This window comes from Streptomyces sp. NPDC002896 (assembly GCF_040295225.1).
GTDB lineage: Bacteria > Actinomycetota > Actinomycetes > Streptomycetales > Streptomycetaceae > Streptomyces.
The window spans coordinates 17,121-30,990 of sequence record NZ_JBEOVA010000006.1; the positions used below are offsets into that span (position 1 = coordinate 17,121).

Consider the following 13,870-nt stretch of genomic DNA (forward strand, 5'->3'; position numbering starts at 1 on the left):
TCTTTCTTCAGCCTGCGAGGAGCAACACCACTGACTCAACGGCTAGTAGGGCGGCGGCGAGCTGCCACTGGAATCTGCGCAGCCGGTCACTCAAGGAGACCGACGGGCGCGGTGCGGGGGCGCTGCCCGTGGATGCCGCGCCGGACCGCTGGACGGCATGCGACACGGCTATCCACGCGATCTCGCGTGCGGGGATCGCAAGCCGTACATAGGTGGCGGGCCAGGTGGCGTCCCCCGACGTCTGTTCCTCGCGAAACAGCTCGACACCCTGGAGGACCAGTTCCCGCCGGTCCACCTCGGGATGGGTGTTCATGGTGTGAAAGAACCCCGACACACGGTATCCACCACTCTTCAGCGCGACCACCAGTTTGGGGCGTCTACCGGCCGGCACTTCGTTGTACAGCAGTTCGTACCAGACGTCGTCGAAGCCCTGAATGCCGCCACTCGTCGGAGGACGGATCAGCCCGACGGCGAAAAGCGCCAGTGCTGTGGCGGCGAAGAGTTCCGCCGCGAGCCCGATCGCGGTGAGTTCCGGATGTGCCGTGACGTAGTGGGCCGAGTCGGCCATCAGTCCGGTGGGGCTCGGCAGACTTCCCGGCCGCAGTTCACGTATGGCGATCAGGAGCGTGGCCGCGGCGGCCGTGGACAGAGCACCCACCAGCACCACCCGGGCGGTCTCCACGAACGGGCTCTCCACACGGGCAGGGGCGCGTCGACGAAGGCTCAGCTCGAAGGCGAGTCCCGGCACCACGAAGACCAAGAAGATCAGGACCGCCGTGAAGGACGTGGGCAAATCCGACGTCACCCCGTGGAGTCGCCGGACTGCTGCGTCGGCTGGGGCGGCGGCGTCGTCGAGGCGGAGGGCGCTCCGATCTCGAAGCGCGGCGACGTCTCGTTGTGCTGCAAGTCGTCAGTGGAAGTTTCCGCACGTACAACGCCGTAGTGGTCATGGGACCGGTCGTCGGACAGCCGGGCCGGCCGCGGAGGCTGAGGCGGCAGTTCGTCGTCCTCGTATGCCTCGTGGAAGGGGTCTACGTCGGGCATGCTTCCTCAATGCGTCGGGAAGATCTTATGGCCAAATCGCTCACGTGCCAGGCCTGTTGAGACAACAACATACCCCTCACCACCGGGCGGTGTCCGCTGTGCGGATCGACGTGGTGGGTGTTCACGGCGCGGAAGTCGACGCGGCCGGACGGCTGGCAGGCGTCAAACGGGTCCCAGCAGTGCCGAATTTGGCGGAGTTACTCGGGAAGAACCGATGACCGCGCTCAGAAGCAGGTCGGTGCCGCTTTCCGTTGGCTCCAGAAATGAAGGTTGTCAGGGCGCTGAGCCGCCACTGTTGAGTGACGCTGAAGATGTGCACCAAGGCGACATGCTGATTGTCCATGGGACGAGGTGAAACGACCCCGTCGGCCGTCAGGCCACCGGAGTCGTCGTGAACGTGATGCCGCTTTCGTCGTACTCCCCTTGGTCAGGAGTCGTTGTCAGTGGGGGCGTATAGCGTGCGCCGACCAACTGGTACGACGGGATGGGGAATGTACGGATGAAGTTCCGGATCGAGAGAAGCGCATTCACAGAGGCAGTTGCGTGGGCTGCCCGTTCGTTACCCGCACGTTCGCCTGTGCCTGTACTGGGCGGCCTCCTCCTGAACGCCGAAGAGGGGCGGCTTCGTATCTCGGGCTTCGACTACGAACTGTCGGCGGACATCGAGGTGGAAGCAGAGACGGCGGAAGCGGGTCAGGTACTCGTACTCGGGCGCAGGCTGCTCGATATCTGCCGGGTGCTGCCCGATGCGATGGTGGCGTGCGCGTTGGAAGGCACTCGTTTCACGATCGAGGGCGGCGGTACGCGCTTTGGGCTGTCGACGCTGCCCAAGGAGGAGTATCCGAAGCTGCCCGAGTTCCCGGCCCTTCGCGGAATGGTGGATTCGGCAGAGTTCGCGGCGGCGGTTGCTCAGGTGGTGATCGCTGCGGGCCGTGACGACTCCTTTCCGGTGCTCACGGGTATCGGGGTCCGGCTGGACGGCCAGTCGCTGACGCTGGCCGCATCGGACCGCTACCGGTATGCCGTGCGTACGGTGCCGTGGAAGCCGGAGGGAGCGGATTCCGAAGTCGTGGAGGTGGTAGTTCCGGGTCGCAGGCTTACCGAGATATCTCGCTCGCTGGCGAAGTCTGGATTGATCCGCATTGGGCTGAACGGCTCAGGCGGCTCGGGTGGTGGCCTGATCGCCTTCGCGGGAGCCGGGATGCGCACGACGCTGCGGTTGATGGAAGGACGACTGCCTCGTTACGACAAGCTGTTCACGCTGGAGAGCCCAGCAGTCGCGGTCGTGCAGCGGGAGGCCCTTGCCGACGCGGTCCGCCGTGTCGCGGTCGTCGCGGAGCCGAACAGCCCGATCCGGCTCGACTTCTCCGCCCAGGGGACGGTCCTCCTTCAGGCAGGGTACGAAGACGACATCGCGTCGCAGGAGGTCACAGCCACCTTGGCCGGTGCCGACGACATGACGGTCGCCTTCAATCCGGCGTACCTGCTGGAAGCCCTCAACTCCTTCAGTGCCTCTCAGGTGCGCTTGGAACTGTTGGGCCCTGGCCAGCGGGCGCTGCTCAGCAGCGCGCCGGGTGCGGATGACGTCACGCACGAAGATCATCAGCATCTGCTGATGTCAGTGCGACAGCTGAGCTGACGGGACCGGATGGGTTTAGATAGCCGTGTCCGTGACCTCGCCGGAGCGGGGCCTTTCGCCGCCAGTCAGCAGCCTTCTGAGCTGCTGGCCAGCGGGTCAGAAGCCGGGTCACTGCCGGGCTCTGGGTCGTGCACGGAGCGTCCGAATCCGGTCGGTGCCAGATCCGGACGCTCCGGTGTTGATGGCGGCGAACTCGCGAGCTAAAGATCAACTCCGGCCGACGTATCCTGCGCCGACTCCTGGGCCTACGGTAGTTCGCGTCCAGCTCTTGCCCGAGTTGCACGAGCGCGGTGATCCTCCGTCCCAAGCCGCGGTACGTCGGGGACGCCGCTGTGTCCGCGGGCGACTGCTGCCAGGACACCTGCACGGCCTCGGCTTGGTCGACGAAGCACTACCACCAGCCGCCGGCGTCGGCGTCGGGTGCGGGGACGACGACGGAGGCCTCGAGGCGGTGGTGATGCACGTAAGCCTCTCATCTCCCAACTCTCCTCGCTGAAGCGCCCGTTGCAGCGTGGGTCTCGCATCACGCCGTAGCTGCCACAACGGGGCGGTAGCCGGGCCCGTCAGACGGGGTGGCTGGCTGTCGAGCACCACTGCACGGCGTCCAGTGTGAACCACAGCGGCACGGACCCCGGTGCGGGACCCGTGCCGCTGCACGGTGAGGGGCGGTGGCCCGAGGCGCGTCAGACGACGGGCTCGGCACCCTCCGTCTGCGCGTTCTCCGCCCGGCGCGGCAGGGTCAGCACGGCCAGGAAGCCGAAGACCGCGACCGCGGCGAAGAAGTAGAAGCCCCACGGGTGGCCGATTCCGGCGGTGACCAGGGCGCCGGTGATCGTCGGGCCGACGATCGAGCCGATCCGTCCTATGCCCGAGGCCGAGCCGAGGGCGGTGCCGCGGACGGAGGCCGGGTAGAAGTTCGTCACGTAGGCGTAGACGAGCACCTGGGCCGAGAAGACGAACACGCCGGTGAGGAAGATGACGACGTTGAGCAGGATGTCGCTCTCCACCTTGATGCTCAGGCACGCCAGCATGACCACGGAGACCCCGAACCAGCCGAGCGCGGTGCCCTTGATGCCCCGGCGGTCGGCGACGAAGCCGGCGAGGACCAGGCCGACGACGCCGCCGACGTTGAGCACGAGGAGCTGGGTGACGGCCGTGGGGACGGGGTAGCCGGCCTCGTTCATGAGCTTCGGCAGCCAGGTGTTGAGGCCGTAGACCAGCAGCAGCCCCATGAAGGAGGCGGCCCAGATCCCAAGGCCCGCGCGGAGGTAGGCCGGCTTGAGCAGCTCGGTGAACGGAACGCGCTGGGACCCGGTGGTCTGCTTGGCGCGGACGAATGCCTCCGACTCCGGCAGGCGGAACCACTGGATGCCGGCGACGACGAGGCCGGCGACGCCGCCGACGTAGAAGAGCACTTTCCAGTTGTCGGTCACCTGCAGCGCCAGGAGCGAGGTGATCACGGCACCGGTGTGGTATCCGGTCATCGTCAGAGTGCTGGCCCGCGCTCGCAGGCTGGCCGGCATGTGCTCGGACATCATCGTGAGCGACACCGGCATGCACGCGCCGAGGCCCAGGCCGGCGATGAGGCGGAGCACGGCGAACATCGTGACGGAGTCGGCGAACGGCACCAGGAACGTGAAGACCGAGAACAGCAACACCGACCAGATGAGCAGGCGGCGCCGCCCCAGCCAGTCGGCCATCGGGCCGACGCAGACCGCGCCGATGGCGACGCCGACGAGCGAGAGCGTCGCGATGGTGGTCGCGTCACCCGCGGTCATGCCGAGGTGATGGGTTTTGAGCAGTGTCGGGATGATGGCGCCGAGGACCACGAGGTCGTAGCCCTCGAGCATGACAGTGATCCAGCACAGGATCACTGTCCAGGCGTCGCGTCTGGCGGTGCCGGCCTGCACTGGCGCGGCGGACGAGGTGACGGATGGCATGGTGGGATTCCCCCCTGGGGCGGCTGCGGGAGATGGGGTGGTTACGGGAGACGGGGCGGCTACGGGAGACCGGGTCAGAACGGGTAGTCGGCGATGTCCGGGCGGACCGTGACCCACTGGGTCTCGGTGAAGGCCTCGATGTTGGCCGCGGCGCCGCCGAAGCGGGACCCGGTGCCGGAGGCCTTGACCCCGCCGAAGGGCGCGTTGGGCTCGTCGCTGACGGTCTGCTCGTTGATGTGGACCTTGCCGGAGTCGATCCGGTCGGCGAGCTTCATCGCCGTCCCGACGTCCCCGAGGATGCCGACGGACAGCCCGTACTCGCAGTCGTTGACGATCCGCGCGGCTTCCTCGAGCGTCGAGAAGCCGATGACGGGTGCGACGGGGCCGAAGATCTCCTCGCGCCAGGCCGGCATGTCGGTCGTCAGGTCGGTGAGCACGGTGGCGCGGTAGCCGGCGCCGACGATCTCGCCGCCCGCGGCGACGGTCGCGCCCGCCGCGATGCTCTCGGTGACGATGCCGTGGACTCGCTCCAGCTGGCGGCGGTCGATGATCGGGCCGAGCGCCACGTCCTCGCGTGCGGGGTCACCGACCGGGAGCGCTTCGGCCTTCGCGGCGAGGGCTGCGGTGTACTCCTGAAGCAGCGACTCGTGGACGATGTGGCGGCCGGTCGTCATGCAGATCTGGCCCTGGTGCAGGTAGGAGCCGAACGCGCCGGCGGAGGCCGCCTTCTGGACGTCGGCACCGGGCAGCACGACCAGGGCGTTGTTCCCGCCCAGCTCGAGGTGGGCCCTCTTGAGGAGGCGGCCGGCCTGCTCGCCGATCGCCCGCCCGACCGGCGTGGAGCCGGTGAAGGAGACGACGCGGACCTCGTCGGCCTCGACGACCGCCTGGCCGACCGAGCCGTCGCCCGGCAGCAGGTGCAGTACGCCTGCGGGCAGCCCGGCCTCCTCGAAGACGCGCGCGATGACGACGCCACCGCTCACCGCGGTGCGCGGGTCCGGCTTGAGCAGCACCGCGTTGCCCAGGGCGAGCGCGGGCGCCACCGAGCGCAGGCCGAGGATGAGCGGGAAGTTGAAGGGCGCGATCACGCTCACGACGCCGGCGGGGCGGCGGCGGGCGAGCGACCAGCGGGCTTCCCCGGAGGTGAGCACCTCGCCCTGCGGGTGTGTCGGCAGGGCCGCGCACTCGAAGCACTCGCCCACGGCGAGCTGCACCTCGAAGCCCGCCTTGGCCTGCACGGAACCGGCCTCACGCACCAGCCAGCCCTCGACCTCGGCGGCGTGCTCGGCGAAAAGCTCGCCCGCGCGGCGCAGGACGGCGGCCCGCTGCTGCGGGGAGGTCGCCGCCCACGCACGCTGGGCCTCCGCGGCGCGGGCGGCGGCGTGCCGTACGTCCTCGGCCGTGGCCAGGCCGACCGCGCCGAGCTGCTCCCCCGTCGCCGGCTCGACAACCGGGTGCTCGGAGGTTGAGTCCTGCCAGCCGTCGCTGAAGAACCTCTTGCCCCAGACGTCGTTGTCCAGGAGTTTCATCCGTCTCCTCTTTCTCTACGGGGCTCTACGGGGATGGTCTTTACGAGGGGGTGGTGAGCGCCGTGTCCACCTGGACGAGCCGGGGGCCGTCCGGGCGCTCGGAGAGGACGGCACGCAGCTCCTCGACACCGCTGGCGTGGTGGGAGCGGGCACCGTAGCCCTCCGCGATGCGGGTGAAGTCCAGACCTGGGATGTCCAGGCCGGGGGCGTCCGGCACGCCGAGGAGGCCGCCGAACCACCGCAGAGCCCCGTACGTCCCGTTGCGCAGCAGCACGATGGTGAGCGGGACCTGATGCTGGGCTGCCGTCCACAGGGCGGTGATTCCGTAGTTGGCCGAGCCGTCCCCGATCACGCCGACGACCGGGCGGTCGGGCTGCGCCATGGCGACCCCGACCGCGCCCGGCAGCCCGAAGCCGAGCCCGCCTGCCGCCGGGAAGTAGTAGGAGCCGGGTCGGCGCAGATCCATCTGGCGCCACCACGAGGAGTTCGTCGAGGTCGACTCGACCACGTACGCGGTGTCCTCGGGCAGCTCGTCGCGCAGCGCGGCGAAGACCTCATCGGGGTGCAGGCGCGGCCCGTCGGCGGTGAGCGGCTCGGGCGCGGGCCGGTACGCGCCCGCGGGTGTGGCGGGGGCGTCCAGCGCCTTCACCAGCAGGTCGATGACCGCTCCGGGATCGGCGACCAGCGCCTCGCCCATCGGCGCCCGCGCGGCAGCGGAGGCATCGTCGGTCACCTGGACCAGCCGGGTGCCCTCCGGCAAGTACCGGCCGGGGAGGTACTCGTGGTAGCGGAACACCGGCGCTCCGAGCACGAGCACGAGGTCGTGGCCCTCGAACGCCTCGGAGATGGGCGCGATCCCGGCGGGCAGCACGCCGCGGAACAGCGGGTGGCGGTTGGGGAAGGGCAGCCGGAAGAGCGACGGGGCCGCCCACACCGGACCGCCCAGTTGCTCGGCCAGCCGGACGGCGTCGTCGAAGAGCCCGGCCGAGTCGATGTCGCCGCCCAGCACGAGCGCGGGCCGCCGGGCGGAAGTGACCTGCTCGACGAGTCGGCGGGCCTGTTCCTGGTCGGGCGACGAGGCCCGCTGGACCTGTCGGTCGAGCACCGGAAGGCAGGTGTCGTCGGCGTCGGCCGCCCAGTCGTCGTACGGGACGGAGAGGTACGTCGGCCGTCGCTGCAGCTGCGCCTCGAAGACGGCCTGGGCGAGCGCGCGCGGTACGTCCTGGGCGCACGCCGGCTCCGCGGCCCAGCCGACGAGGGGCTTCATCAGCGTCGGGGCGTCGACGTTGGCCAGGTTGGCCTCCGGGCCGATGGCGGACCGCACCTGCTGGCCGGCCACGACGACGAGCGGGGTCCGGGAGTTCACGGCGTTCGTCAGCGCGCCCATCGCGTTCCCGGAGCCGGAGGCGGCGTGCAGGTTGACCAGGACGGGCCTGCCGGTCGCCTGGGCGTAGCCGTCGGCCATGCCGACGACGGCGCCCTCGTGGAGGCCGAGGACATAACGGAAGCTGTCGGGCAGGTCGGCGAGGAAGGGCAGCTCGTTGGAGCCGGGGTTCCCGAAGACGGTGGTGAGGCCCTGGCGCTCCAGGAGCTCGTGGGAGACACGACGCACGGATGGCACAGACGTTCCTTTCGGATGAGCGCTCGACACGCTAGGCAACGCTGTGACATGGACACCAATAGATGTTGCGTCGCTCCGATATAGACTTCTTCGATATGGGGAGCTTCGACCTCAACCTGACCCGCGTCTTCGTGCTGCTCTACGAGACCGGCAGCGTCACGGCCACCGCCGAGACCCTCCACGTCACCCAGCCCACCGTCAGCTACAGCCTGGGGAAGCTCCGCCGGCACTTCGACGACGAGCTGTTCCGGCGTACCGGGCGCGGGCTGACGCCGACGGCCGGCGCCCGCCGGCTGTACGAGCCGCTGCAGCGCGCACTGGCAGAGATCGACGGGGCAGCGACCCGCCAGACCGACGACTTCGACCCCCGGACCATGTCGGGCCGCTTCACGCTCGCCCTCTCCGACCTCGGCGAGGTGACCCTCCTGCCTCGCCTCCTGGCGGCGGCCCGCGAGCGCGCGCCGCAGGTGTCGTTCACCATCCGTCCGCTCGACGTGGACCACGCCGAGGGCCAGCTGCGCCGCGGCGAACTCGACGCGTTCGTGGCCACCCCGGTGCTGACCTCCCACCGGACCGTGCGGATCCCGCTCTTCCGCGAGCGCTACGTCGGCATGGTCGCCGCCGACCACCCCCGCGTCCGGGGCGACTCGGTCACCCTGACGGACCTCACGGCCGAGCACCACGTGACGGTCTCCGGCCCGAGCGGGCACGTCGCGCCGCGGGCCCTGCTGGCCGCGCACGGGCTCCTGGACCGCGTGGCCGTGGACGCCACTCGGTTCTCGATGCTTCCCTACCTGATGGAGCAGACCGACCTGATCGCTATAGTCCCCGAGTACGTCGGGGAGGTCTTCACCGCGTCCCAGCGCGTGCGCCTGGTGCGCCTGCCGTTCGAGACCGAGCCGATCGAGGTGGCCCTCTACGCACGGCACGAGTCCTCACGCAGCCCCTCGCAGCGGTGGCTGGTCACGTTCATGGCCGAGGTGCTGGGCGAGCAGGTGAGCCCGGCCCAGCTGCCGCCGTACGGCACCGCGTAGCCGCTCAGATCGTCGCCGGGCCGCAGCCGGGCGAGCGCGCGGATCAGCGTGGCCGGCCAGGCGACGCCGAACCCGTCCGGTGGCGGCGAGCTTCAGGTTCTCCAGCACGGTGAGCCGGGCGTACTCACATCCCTTCTAGCTTCTGATCGCTTCACCGAACCGCGTTCGAAATACCAGTCAATGATGGATGTCGCTCACCAGCGATCAGGGTCCGTCCCCCTTGTCTGATGGGCTGTTCCACCGGCTCCACACCCCCCACTTGGAGACGAGATGAACGCAAGACCCCACCCCGGCTCACAGCCGTCCCGCCGGCTGTTCCTCGGTATGGCCGCGGCCGTACCGCTGGCCGCGACCGCGAACCTGACCCTCGGGGCAGGGCCCGCCCTCTCCGCGGACTCGGCCTACGTCATGGGCTACTTCACCGAGTCACCGAACGGTGTAGGCACCGACTACGGTCTGCACCTGGCCGTCAGCACCGACGGCCGCCACTGGAGGCCGCTGAACCAGAACAACCCCGTCGTCACACCCACCGAGGGCGTCGGAGGCCTGCGCGACCCAGTGGAAGATCGTGCCGGGTCTCGCCGACAGCTCAGGGGTGTCCTTCCAGTCGGTCAACTACCCGACTCGCTATCTGCGCCACTACAGCTACCAGCTACGGCTGGACGTCAACGACGGCACCACGTCGTTCGCCCAGGACGCCACGTTCCATCCCACCGCGGGCCTCGCGGACTCCTCCTGGACGTCATACCAGTCGCACAACTTCCCTGACCGCTACATCAGGCACTCCGACTACGTCCTGCGCATCGACCCGATCTCCACCGCCACCGAGCGCGCGGACGCCACGTTCTTCGTCGGTTACTGAGAGGCCGATCGCTCCTGCCGGTCACGGCCCGGCCCCGGCCCTCGCGCGCACAAGGGTCGGGGCTCGGCCGCAGTGACTGGCTTCCACGAGAGCGCCGAGCGGCGGGGACGTGCGCTACATCCGGTTCAGGGCCTCGGGCCGGCGGCGCCCGCCAGCCGGTGCAGGATCCCGACGACCAGGGCCGTCTGGTGAGACACCGTGTCGGGGTAGATGAACTCGTGCCTCGCGTGGGCTCCGCCGCCGACCGCTCCCAGGCCGCAGAGCACGGGAAGGCCCAGACCGGCGACGAAGTTGGCATCGCTGGCGCCACCGACGGTGACATCGGCGAGGTTCCGGCCGAGTTCCTCCGACACCGCTCGCGCGGTCTTCAGCAGTGGCTCCGATACCGCGTTGAGCGTCATCGGCGGCCGGTTCCAGCCGTGCTGGACGTCGATGCGGATGCGCTGGTCACTCACCTCGATCCCGTCGAAGGCCGCGTCCACCCGGTCCTGCTCCTCCTGGGTGAGAACACGGATGTCGATGCTCGCGGTCGCCTGTCCGGCCACCACGTTCGTTCCGGTCCCGCCACTGATCCGCCCCACGTTGACGGTGGTTCCCTCGGTGGGTGCGGCGACGGCTGCGGCAGCCGTGACGAACTCGGCGAGCGCGTGGATCGCGCTCGCCCCGGCCTCGGGGTTCAGCCCCGCGTGTGCTTCCACGCCGGTGGCCGTCACGGTGAAGATGCCCCCGCCCTTGCGGCCGGACTTCACCGCACCGTCCACACTCGCCTCGAGCACCAGCGTGGCGTCCACGGACGCTGCGACGCGCTCGATCACCGGTCGCGAGGAAAGGGAACCGATCTCCTCGTCGCCGTTGATGACGAAGGTGACCGTGGGTACGGCCGCACCGCTCTCACGGAGCAGTTTCAGTGCCCAGATGCCCTGGGCGAGACCGGTCTTCATGTCGAAGATGCCCGGCCCGGACAGACGCTGCCTGCCGTGCTCGTCGCGCTGGGAGGCGACCGGCCAGTCGGCGAGTGTGCCCCGCGGCCACACGGTGTCGTAGTGACCGACGACGGCGACATGCCCCGGCCCGGTCCCCTCATAGGTGACGACGGTGGTGTCGCCCCGCTCGCCGCCCGGGTACCGTTCCGCTCGGGTTGGGGCGCCGAGCCGGCGGGCGAGCAGGTCGTTCACCAGCGCCAGGCCTTCCGCGAGGCCGGGAAGATCGTAGCTGTGGGTCTCGCAGGCGACGAGGTCGGCGATGTCCGCCAGTACATCCGCGGTGGCGGCGTCCGCGCGGCGTGCGAGTTCGGAGATCATGGTGCAATCGCTCCGTTGAAGTTCGGGAGGTTCAGATTTCTCAGGCGCCGGGGCCGAAGGGGACGCCGAGCAGATACCAGGCCAGCACGAAGACGACCCACACGACCCAGACGACCGCCGCCAGGGGGATGGTGAAGGAGGCCAGCGTGCCGATCCCCGCCGACTTGCGGTAGCGCTGGATGAAGCCGAGCGCCATCGCGAAGTACGGGCTCATCGGGGTGACGCAGTTGCTGACGGAGTCGGCCACCCGGTACACGGCCTGGGTGACCTCAGGCCTGATGCCGATGAGCATGAGCATCGGGATGAACACTGGTGCGGCAAGGGCCCACAGTGCGGATCCGCTGGTGATGGCCAGGTTCATGAAGGTGACCAGGACGATGATGCCCAGCAGGACCACCCCGCCGTGCACGCCCAGGTTCTGCAGCACCTCCGCACCCTTGATGGCGAGTACCTCGCCGATGTGGCTCCACTTGAAGTAGGCGAGGAACTGGGAGATGGCGAAGAACAGCACCAGGATCGGCGCCATGGACCGGACGCCCTCGGTCATGGCCACGACCACGTCCCGGGCCCCCGCAATGCTGCCGGTCATCCGGCCGTACACGGTGCCCAGGACCGCGAAGAAGGCACCCAGGAGGAGGGCCATGCCCGAGAACATCGGGGACTGGACCACACTGCCGCCTTCACCGCGCAGAGGCGACGCCGAAGGCAGCATGACGAGGACCAGGGCCGCCACGAAGGCGAGCGCGACCAGCCCGGTGACCCGCAGGGCCCGGCGCTCGGCGGCGGAGACCTCGACCTCGGTCAGCTCCGCGGCATCCAGTTCGGAGGACGGTTCGTCCGTCTCCAGGTCGGGCCGGCGTGCCAGAACCTTCTCGGTGACGATCGTGATGACGAGCGCAACGAGCACCGAGGACGCGAGGCTGAAATAGTAGTTCGCCACCGGAGTGACGACGAAGTCCGGGTCGATGGTCTGCGCCGCCGCAGTGGAGATCGACGACAGCAGCACGTCGGTGGTGGTCAGTGAGGGCGAGGCGTCGTAGCCCGCCGAGATGGAGACGAAAGCGACGATGCAGCCGAGCACGGGGCTGCGGCCGGCGGCCCGGAAGACCAGCGCGCCCAGCGGGATCAGCGTCACGTAGGCGGCGTCGCCGGCCACATGGCCGACCATCGCGGTCATCGACAGGGCGAAGGTCAGGTACTTGGCGGGCACCCGTGCGACCAGCTGACGCATCAGGGTGCCGATCAGCCCGCTGCGCTCGGCCACCGCTATGCCGAGCATCACGGTGATGATCGTGGCGAGCGGGGGGAAGCTCGCGAAGTTGTCCACCGCCCCCTCGACCATCATCGCGATTCCGTCCCGGCTGAGCAGGCTGGTCACGGTGACGGTCTCGTCGGTGCCCGGCTGGACGGCGCTGACGTCCGCCGCGGCAAGGACTGCGCTGAGCCCGGTGACCAGCAGCGCCAGCAGCCAGAACAACCAGAAGGGATGGGGCAGCCTGTTGCCAACCCGTTCGATCAGGGCGAAGCCGCGGAAGGCTCTCCGCAGTACCGCCGACTGCGGAGTCACCTCTCTGGTGGTCAGCTCAGAGGCCATGGCAAAAGCGAACCTTTCGGCAAAAAAGTCGATGGTGGGCGACGTATGTCGAGTCCAGCCGGTTCCTGGACCGCCGATTTCGGACTTGACCCGCCGTGCTGGATCATGGTGTGCATCGACCGTGGACACGCCCGAGATTCGTCGGAAATCGCCGATAGGAAGCTTTGCATGCACGATTTCGCCGCCTCCCTCCGGGACGGCCGTCTGGAAGAGACCGATCTCGCGCTCGCCAACTGCCTCCAGATAGCGCCACGAGCCCCCTGGGCCACACTCGGCGACGTCCTGGGCCTCAGTGCGGCCACGGTGGCCCGGCGCTGGCGGCGACTGGCCGCCACCGGGCAGGCATGGGTCACCGCGACCGGCAGCCCCAGCCTGTGGCGATCGCTGTGCAACGCCTTCCTCGACATCCAGTGCCATCCCGCACAGCGCGGCCGGGTGGCACTTGCCCTGGCACGTGACCCCAGAACCAAGTCGGTCATGGAGGTCGCCAGCGGCCGGGATCTGCACGTGAACGTCATGACAGCCGATCTGCCCGCACTGTCGCGCTTCGTCCTGGACCAGGTCAGCCGTCTCCCCGGAGTGGTGAAGGTCGATGTGCAGATCGCCACGCGCATCTACATGTCCGGAAGCGCGTGGCGGCTGGACGCGCTCTCCCGCTCCCAGCGCGAGCGACTGCAGCCCGCAACGCCGACGACCACGGAGGTGCGGACCGGACTGCTGTCACCCACCGACCACGCGCTCCTGCTCGCACTGGCTCCGGACGGCAGGCTGCCGGTCACGGATCTCGCCGAACGCACCGGCGCCAGCCACACGGCGACCCGCCGCCGACTGTCCCGGCTGGAGCACTCGGGCACGATCTCCTTCCGCTGCGAGATCTCCCAGCAGCTGACGGGCTGGCCGGTGACCACGCTGCTGTGGGGCCGGGTGCCGCCCGGCGACCGGAAGCGCGTCAGCGATCGGCTGTCCCGCATGCCCGAGGTCCGCCTGCTGGTCGCCACCAGCGGAGGCACCAATTTCCGGGTGTCCACCTGGCTGCGCTCCACCGACAGCGCCCACGAGCTGGAGGAACGGATCAACGCCGCGCTGCCCGAGTTCGAGATAGTCGAGCACGCCGTCGTACTGCGCACGGTCAAACGGCTGGGCTGGATTCTGGACGGCCTCGGACGACGCAGGGAGTGCGCGCCGATCGACCCGTGGTGCGGGGAGGACACCCGCATCCCGCAGGCGGACCCGGACGAGTACGAGGAGTGAGAGAGGGGGCGCAGGCAGGAGGAGACGCCGCCCCGTCCAGACGGGAACCAGACGG

At 69.4% G+C, this 13,870-nt stretch carries 10 protein-coding genes and 2 pseudogenes; 5 read left to right on the forward strand and 7 right to left on the reverse strand.

What is annotated here, in order from left to right; all coding sequences use genetic code 11:
- Window positions 1-7: 7 nt before the first annotated feature.
- Entirely contained in the window at window positions 8-805 is a 798-nt protein-coding gene (locus tag ABT009_RS11765; RefSeq protein ID WP_351292232.1) for a DUF6338 family protein, read from the reverse strand.
- Complete coding sequence (locus ABT009_RS11770; RefSeq protein WP_351292234.1) at window positions 802-1,044, reverse strand: hypothetical protein; 243 nt, start codon at window positions 1,042-1,044, stop codon at window positions 802-804. Before ABT009_RS11770 ends, ABT009_RS11765 begins: the two co-directional genes overlap by 4 nt.
- Before the next feature lie 499 nt (window positions 1,045-1,543).
- Between ABT009_RS11770 and dnaN the strand changes: the two genes are divergently transcribed.
- Entirely contained in the window at window positions 1,544-2,683 is a 1,140-nt protein-coding gene (dnaN, locus tag ABT009_RS11775; protein ID WP_351292236.1) for a DNA polymerase III subunit beta, read from the forward strand.
- A gap of 683 nt (window positions 2,684-3,366) precedes the next feature.
- On the opposite strand, the gene ABT009_RS11780 is transcribed toward dnaN, so the two are convergent.
- The 3 genes from ABT009_RS11780 to mdlC form a co-directional block, all read right to left on the reverse strand.
- The gene (locus ABT009_RS11780; protein ID WP_351292238.1) at window positions 3,367-4,623 is read right to left on the reverse strand and encodes an MFS transporter; all 1,257 of its coding nucleotides are present in this window, start codon (window positions 4,621-4,623) and stop codon (window positions 3,367-3,369) included.
- A gap of 74 nt (window positions 4,624-4,697) precedes the next feature.
- On the reverse strand, window positions 4,698-6,152 hold the full coding sequence (locus tag ABT009_RS11785; protein ID WP_351292240.1) for a benzaldehyde dehydrogenase: 1,455 nt from the start codon (window positions 6,150-6,152) through the stop codon (window positions 4,698-4,700).
- Between the two features lie 40 nt (window positions 6,153-6,192).
- On the reverse strand, window positions 6,193-7,773 hold the full coding sequence (gene mdlC, locus ABT009_RS11790) for a benzoylformate decarboxylase (protein WP_351292242.1): 1,581 nt from the start codon (window positions 7,771-7,773) through the stop codon (window positions 6,193-6,195).
- 95 nt (window positions 7,774-7,868) lie between these two features.
- Here mdlC and ABT009_RS11795 point away from each other — a divergent pair, with 95 nt between their 5' ends.
- The 3 genes and pseudogenes from ABT009_RS11795 to ABT009_RS47440 all read left to right on the forward strand — a co-directional run.
- Window positions 7,869-8,807, forward strand: a complete 939-nt coding sequence (locus ABT009_RS11795) for a LysR family transcriptional regulator (RefSeq protein ID WP_351292244.1) — start codon at window positions 7,869-7,871, stop codon at window positions 8,805-8,807.
- A gap of 408 nt (window positions 8,808-9,215) precedes the next feature.
- A pseudogene (locus ABT009_RS47435) lies at window positions 9,216-9,305 on the forward strand (hypothetical protein); the annotation flags it as partial.
- Between the two features lie 55 nt (window positions 9,306-9,360).
- Window positions 9,361-9,669: pseudogene (locus ABT009_RS47440) on the forward strand (AbfB domain-containing protein); the annotation flags it as partial.
- A gap of 125 nt (window positions 9,670-9,794) precedes the next feature.
- Here the strand turns inward: ABT009_RS47440 and ABT009_RS11805 are convergent.
- Together ABT009_RS11805 and ABT009_RS11810 are read right to left on the reverse strand one after the other, a co-directional pair.
- A complete protein-coding gene (locus tag ABT009_RS11805) occupies window positions 9,795-10,970 on the reverse strand; it encodes a M20 family metallopeptidase (protein ID WP_351292246.1) in 1,176 nt (391 codons plus the stop codon).
- 40 nt (window positions 10,971-11,010) lie between these two features.
- Window positions 11,011-12,564 carry an AbgT family transporter gene (locus ABT009_RS11810; RefSeq protein WP_351292248.1) on the reverse strand — a complete coding sequence of 518 codons (1,554 nt, stop codon included), beginning with the start codon at window positions 12,562-12,564 and terminating at the stop codon, window positions 11,011-11,013.
- A 168-nt stretch (window positions 12,565-12,732) separates the two neighbouring features.
- Between ABT009_RS11810 and ABT009_RS11815 the strand changes: the two genes are divergently transcribed.
- Complete coding sequence (locus ABT009_RS11815; RefSeq protein ID WP_351292250.1) at window positions 12,733-13,815, forward strand: Lrp/AsnC family transcriptional regulator; 1,083 nt, start codon at window positions 12,733-12,735, stop codon at window positions 13,813-13,815.
- The last annotated feature ends 55 nt before the right edge of the window (window positions 13,816-13,870 follow it).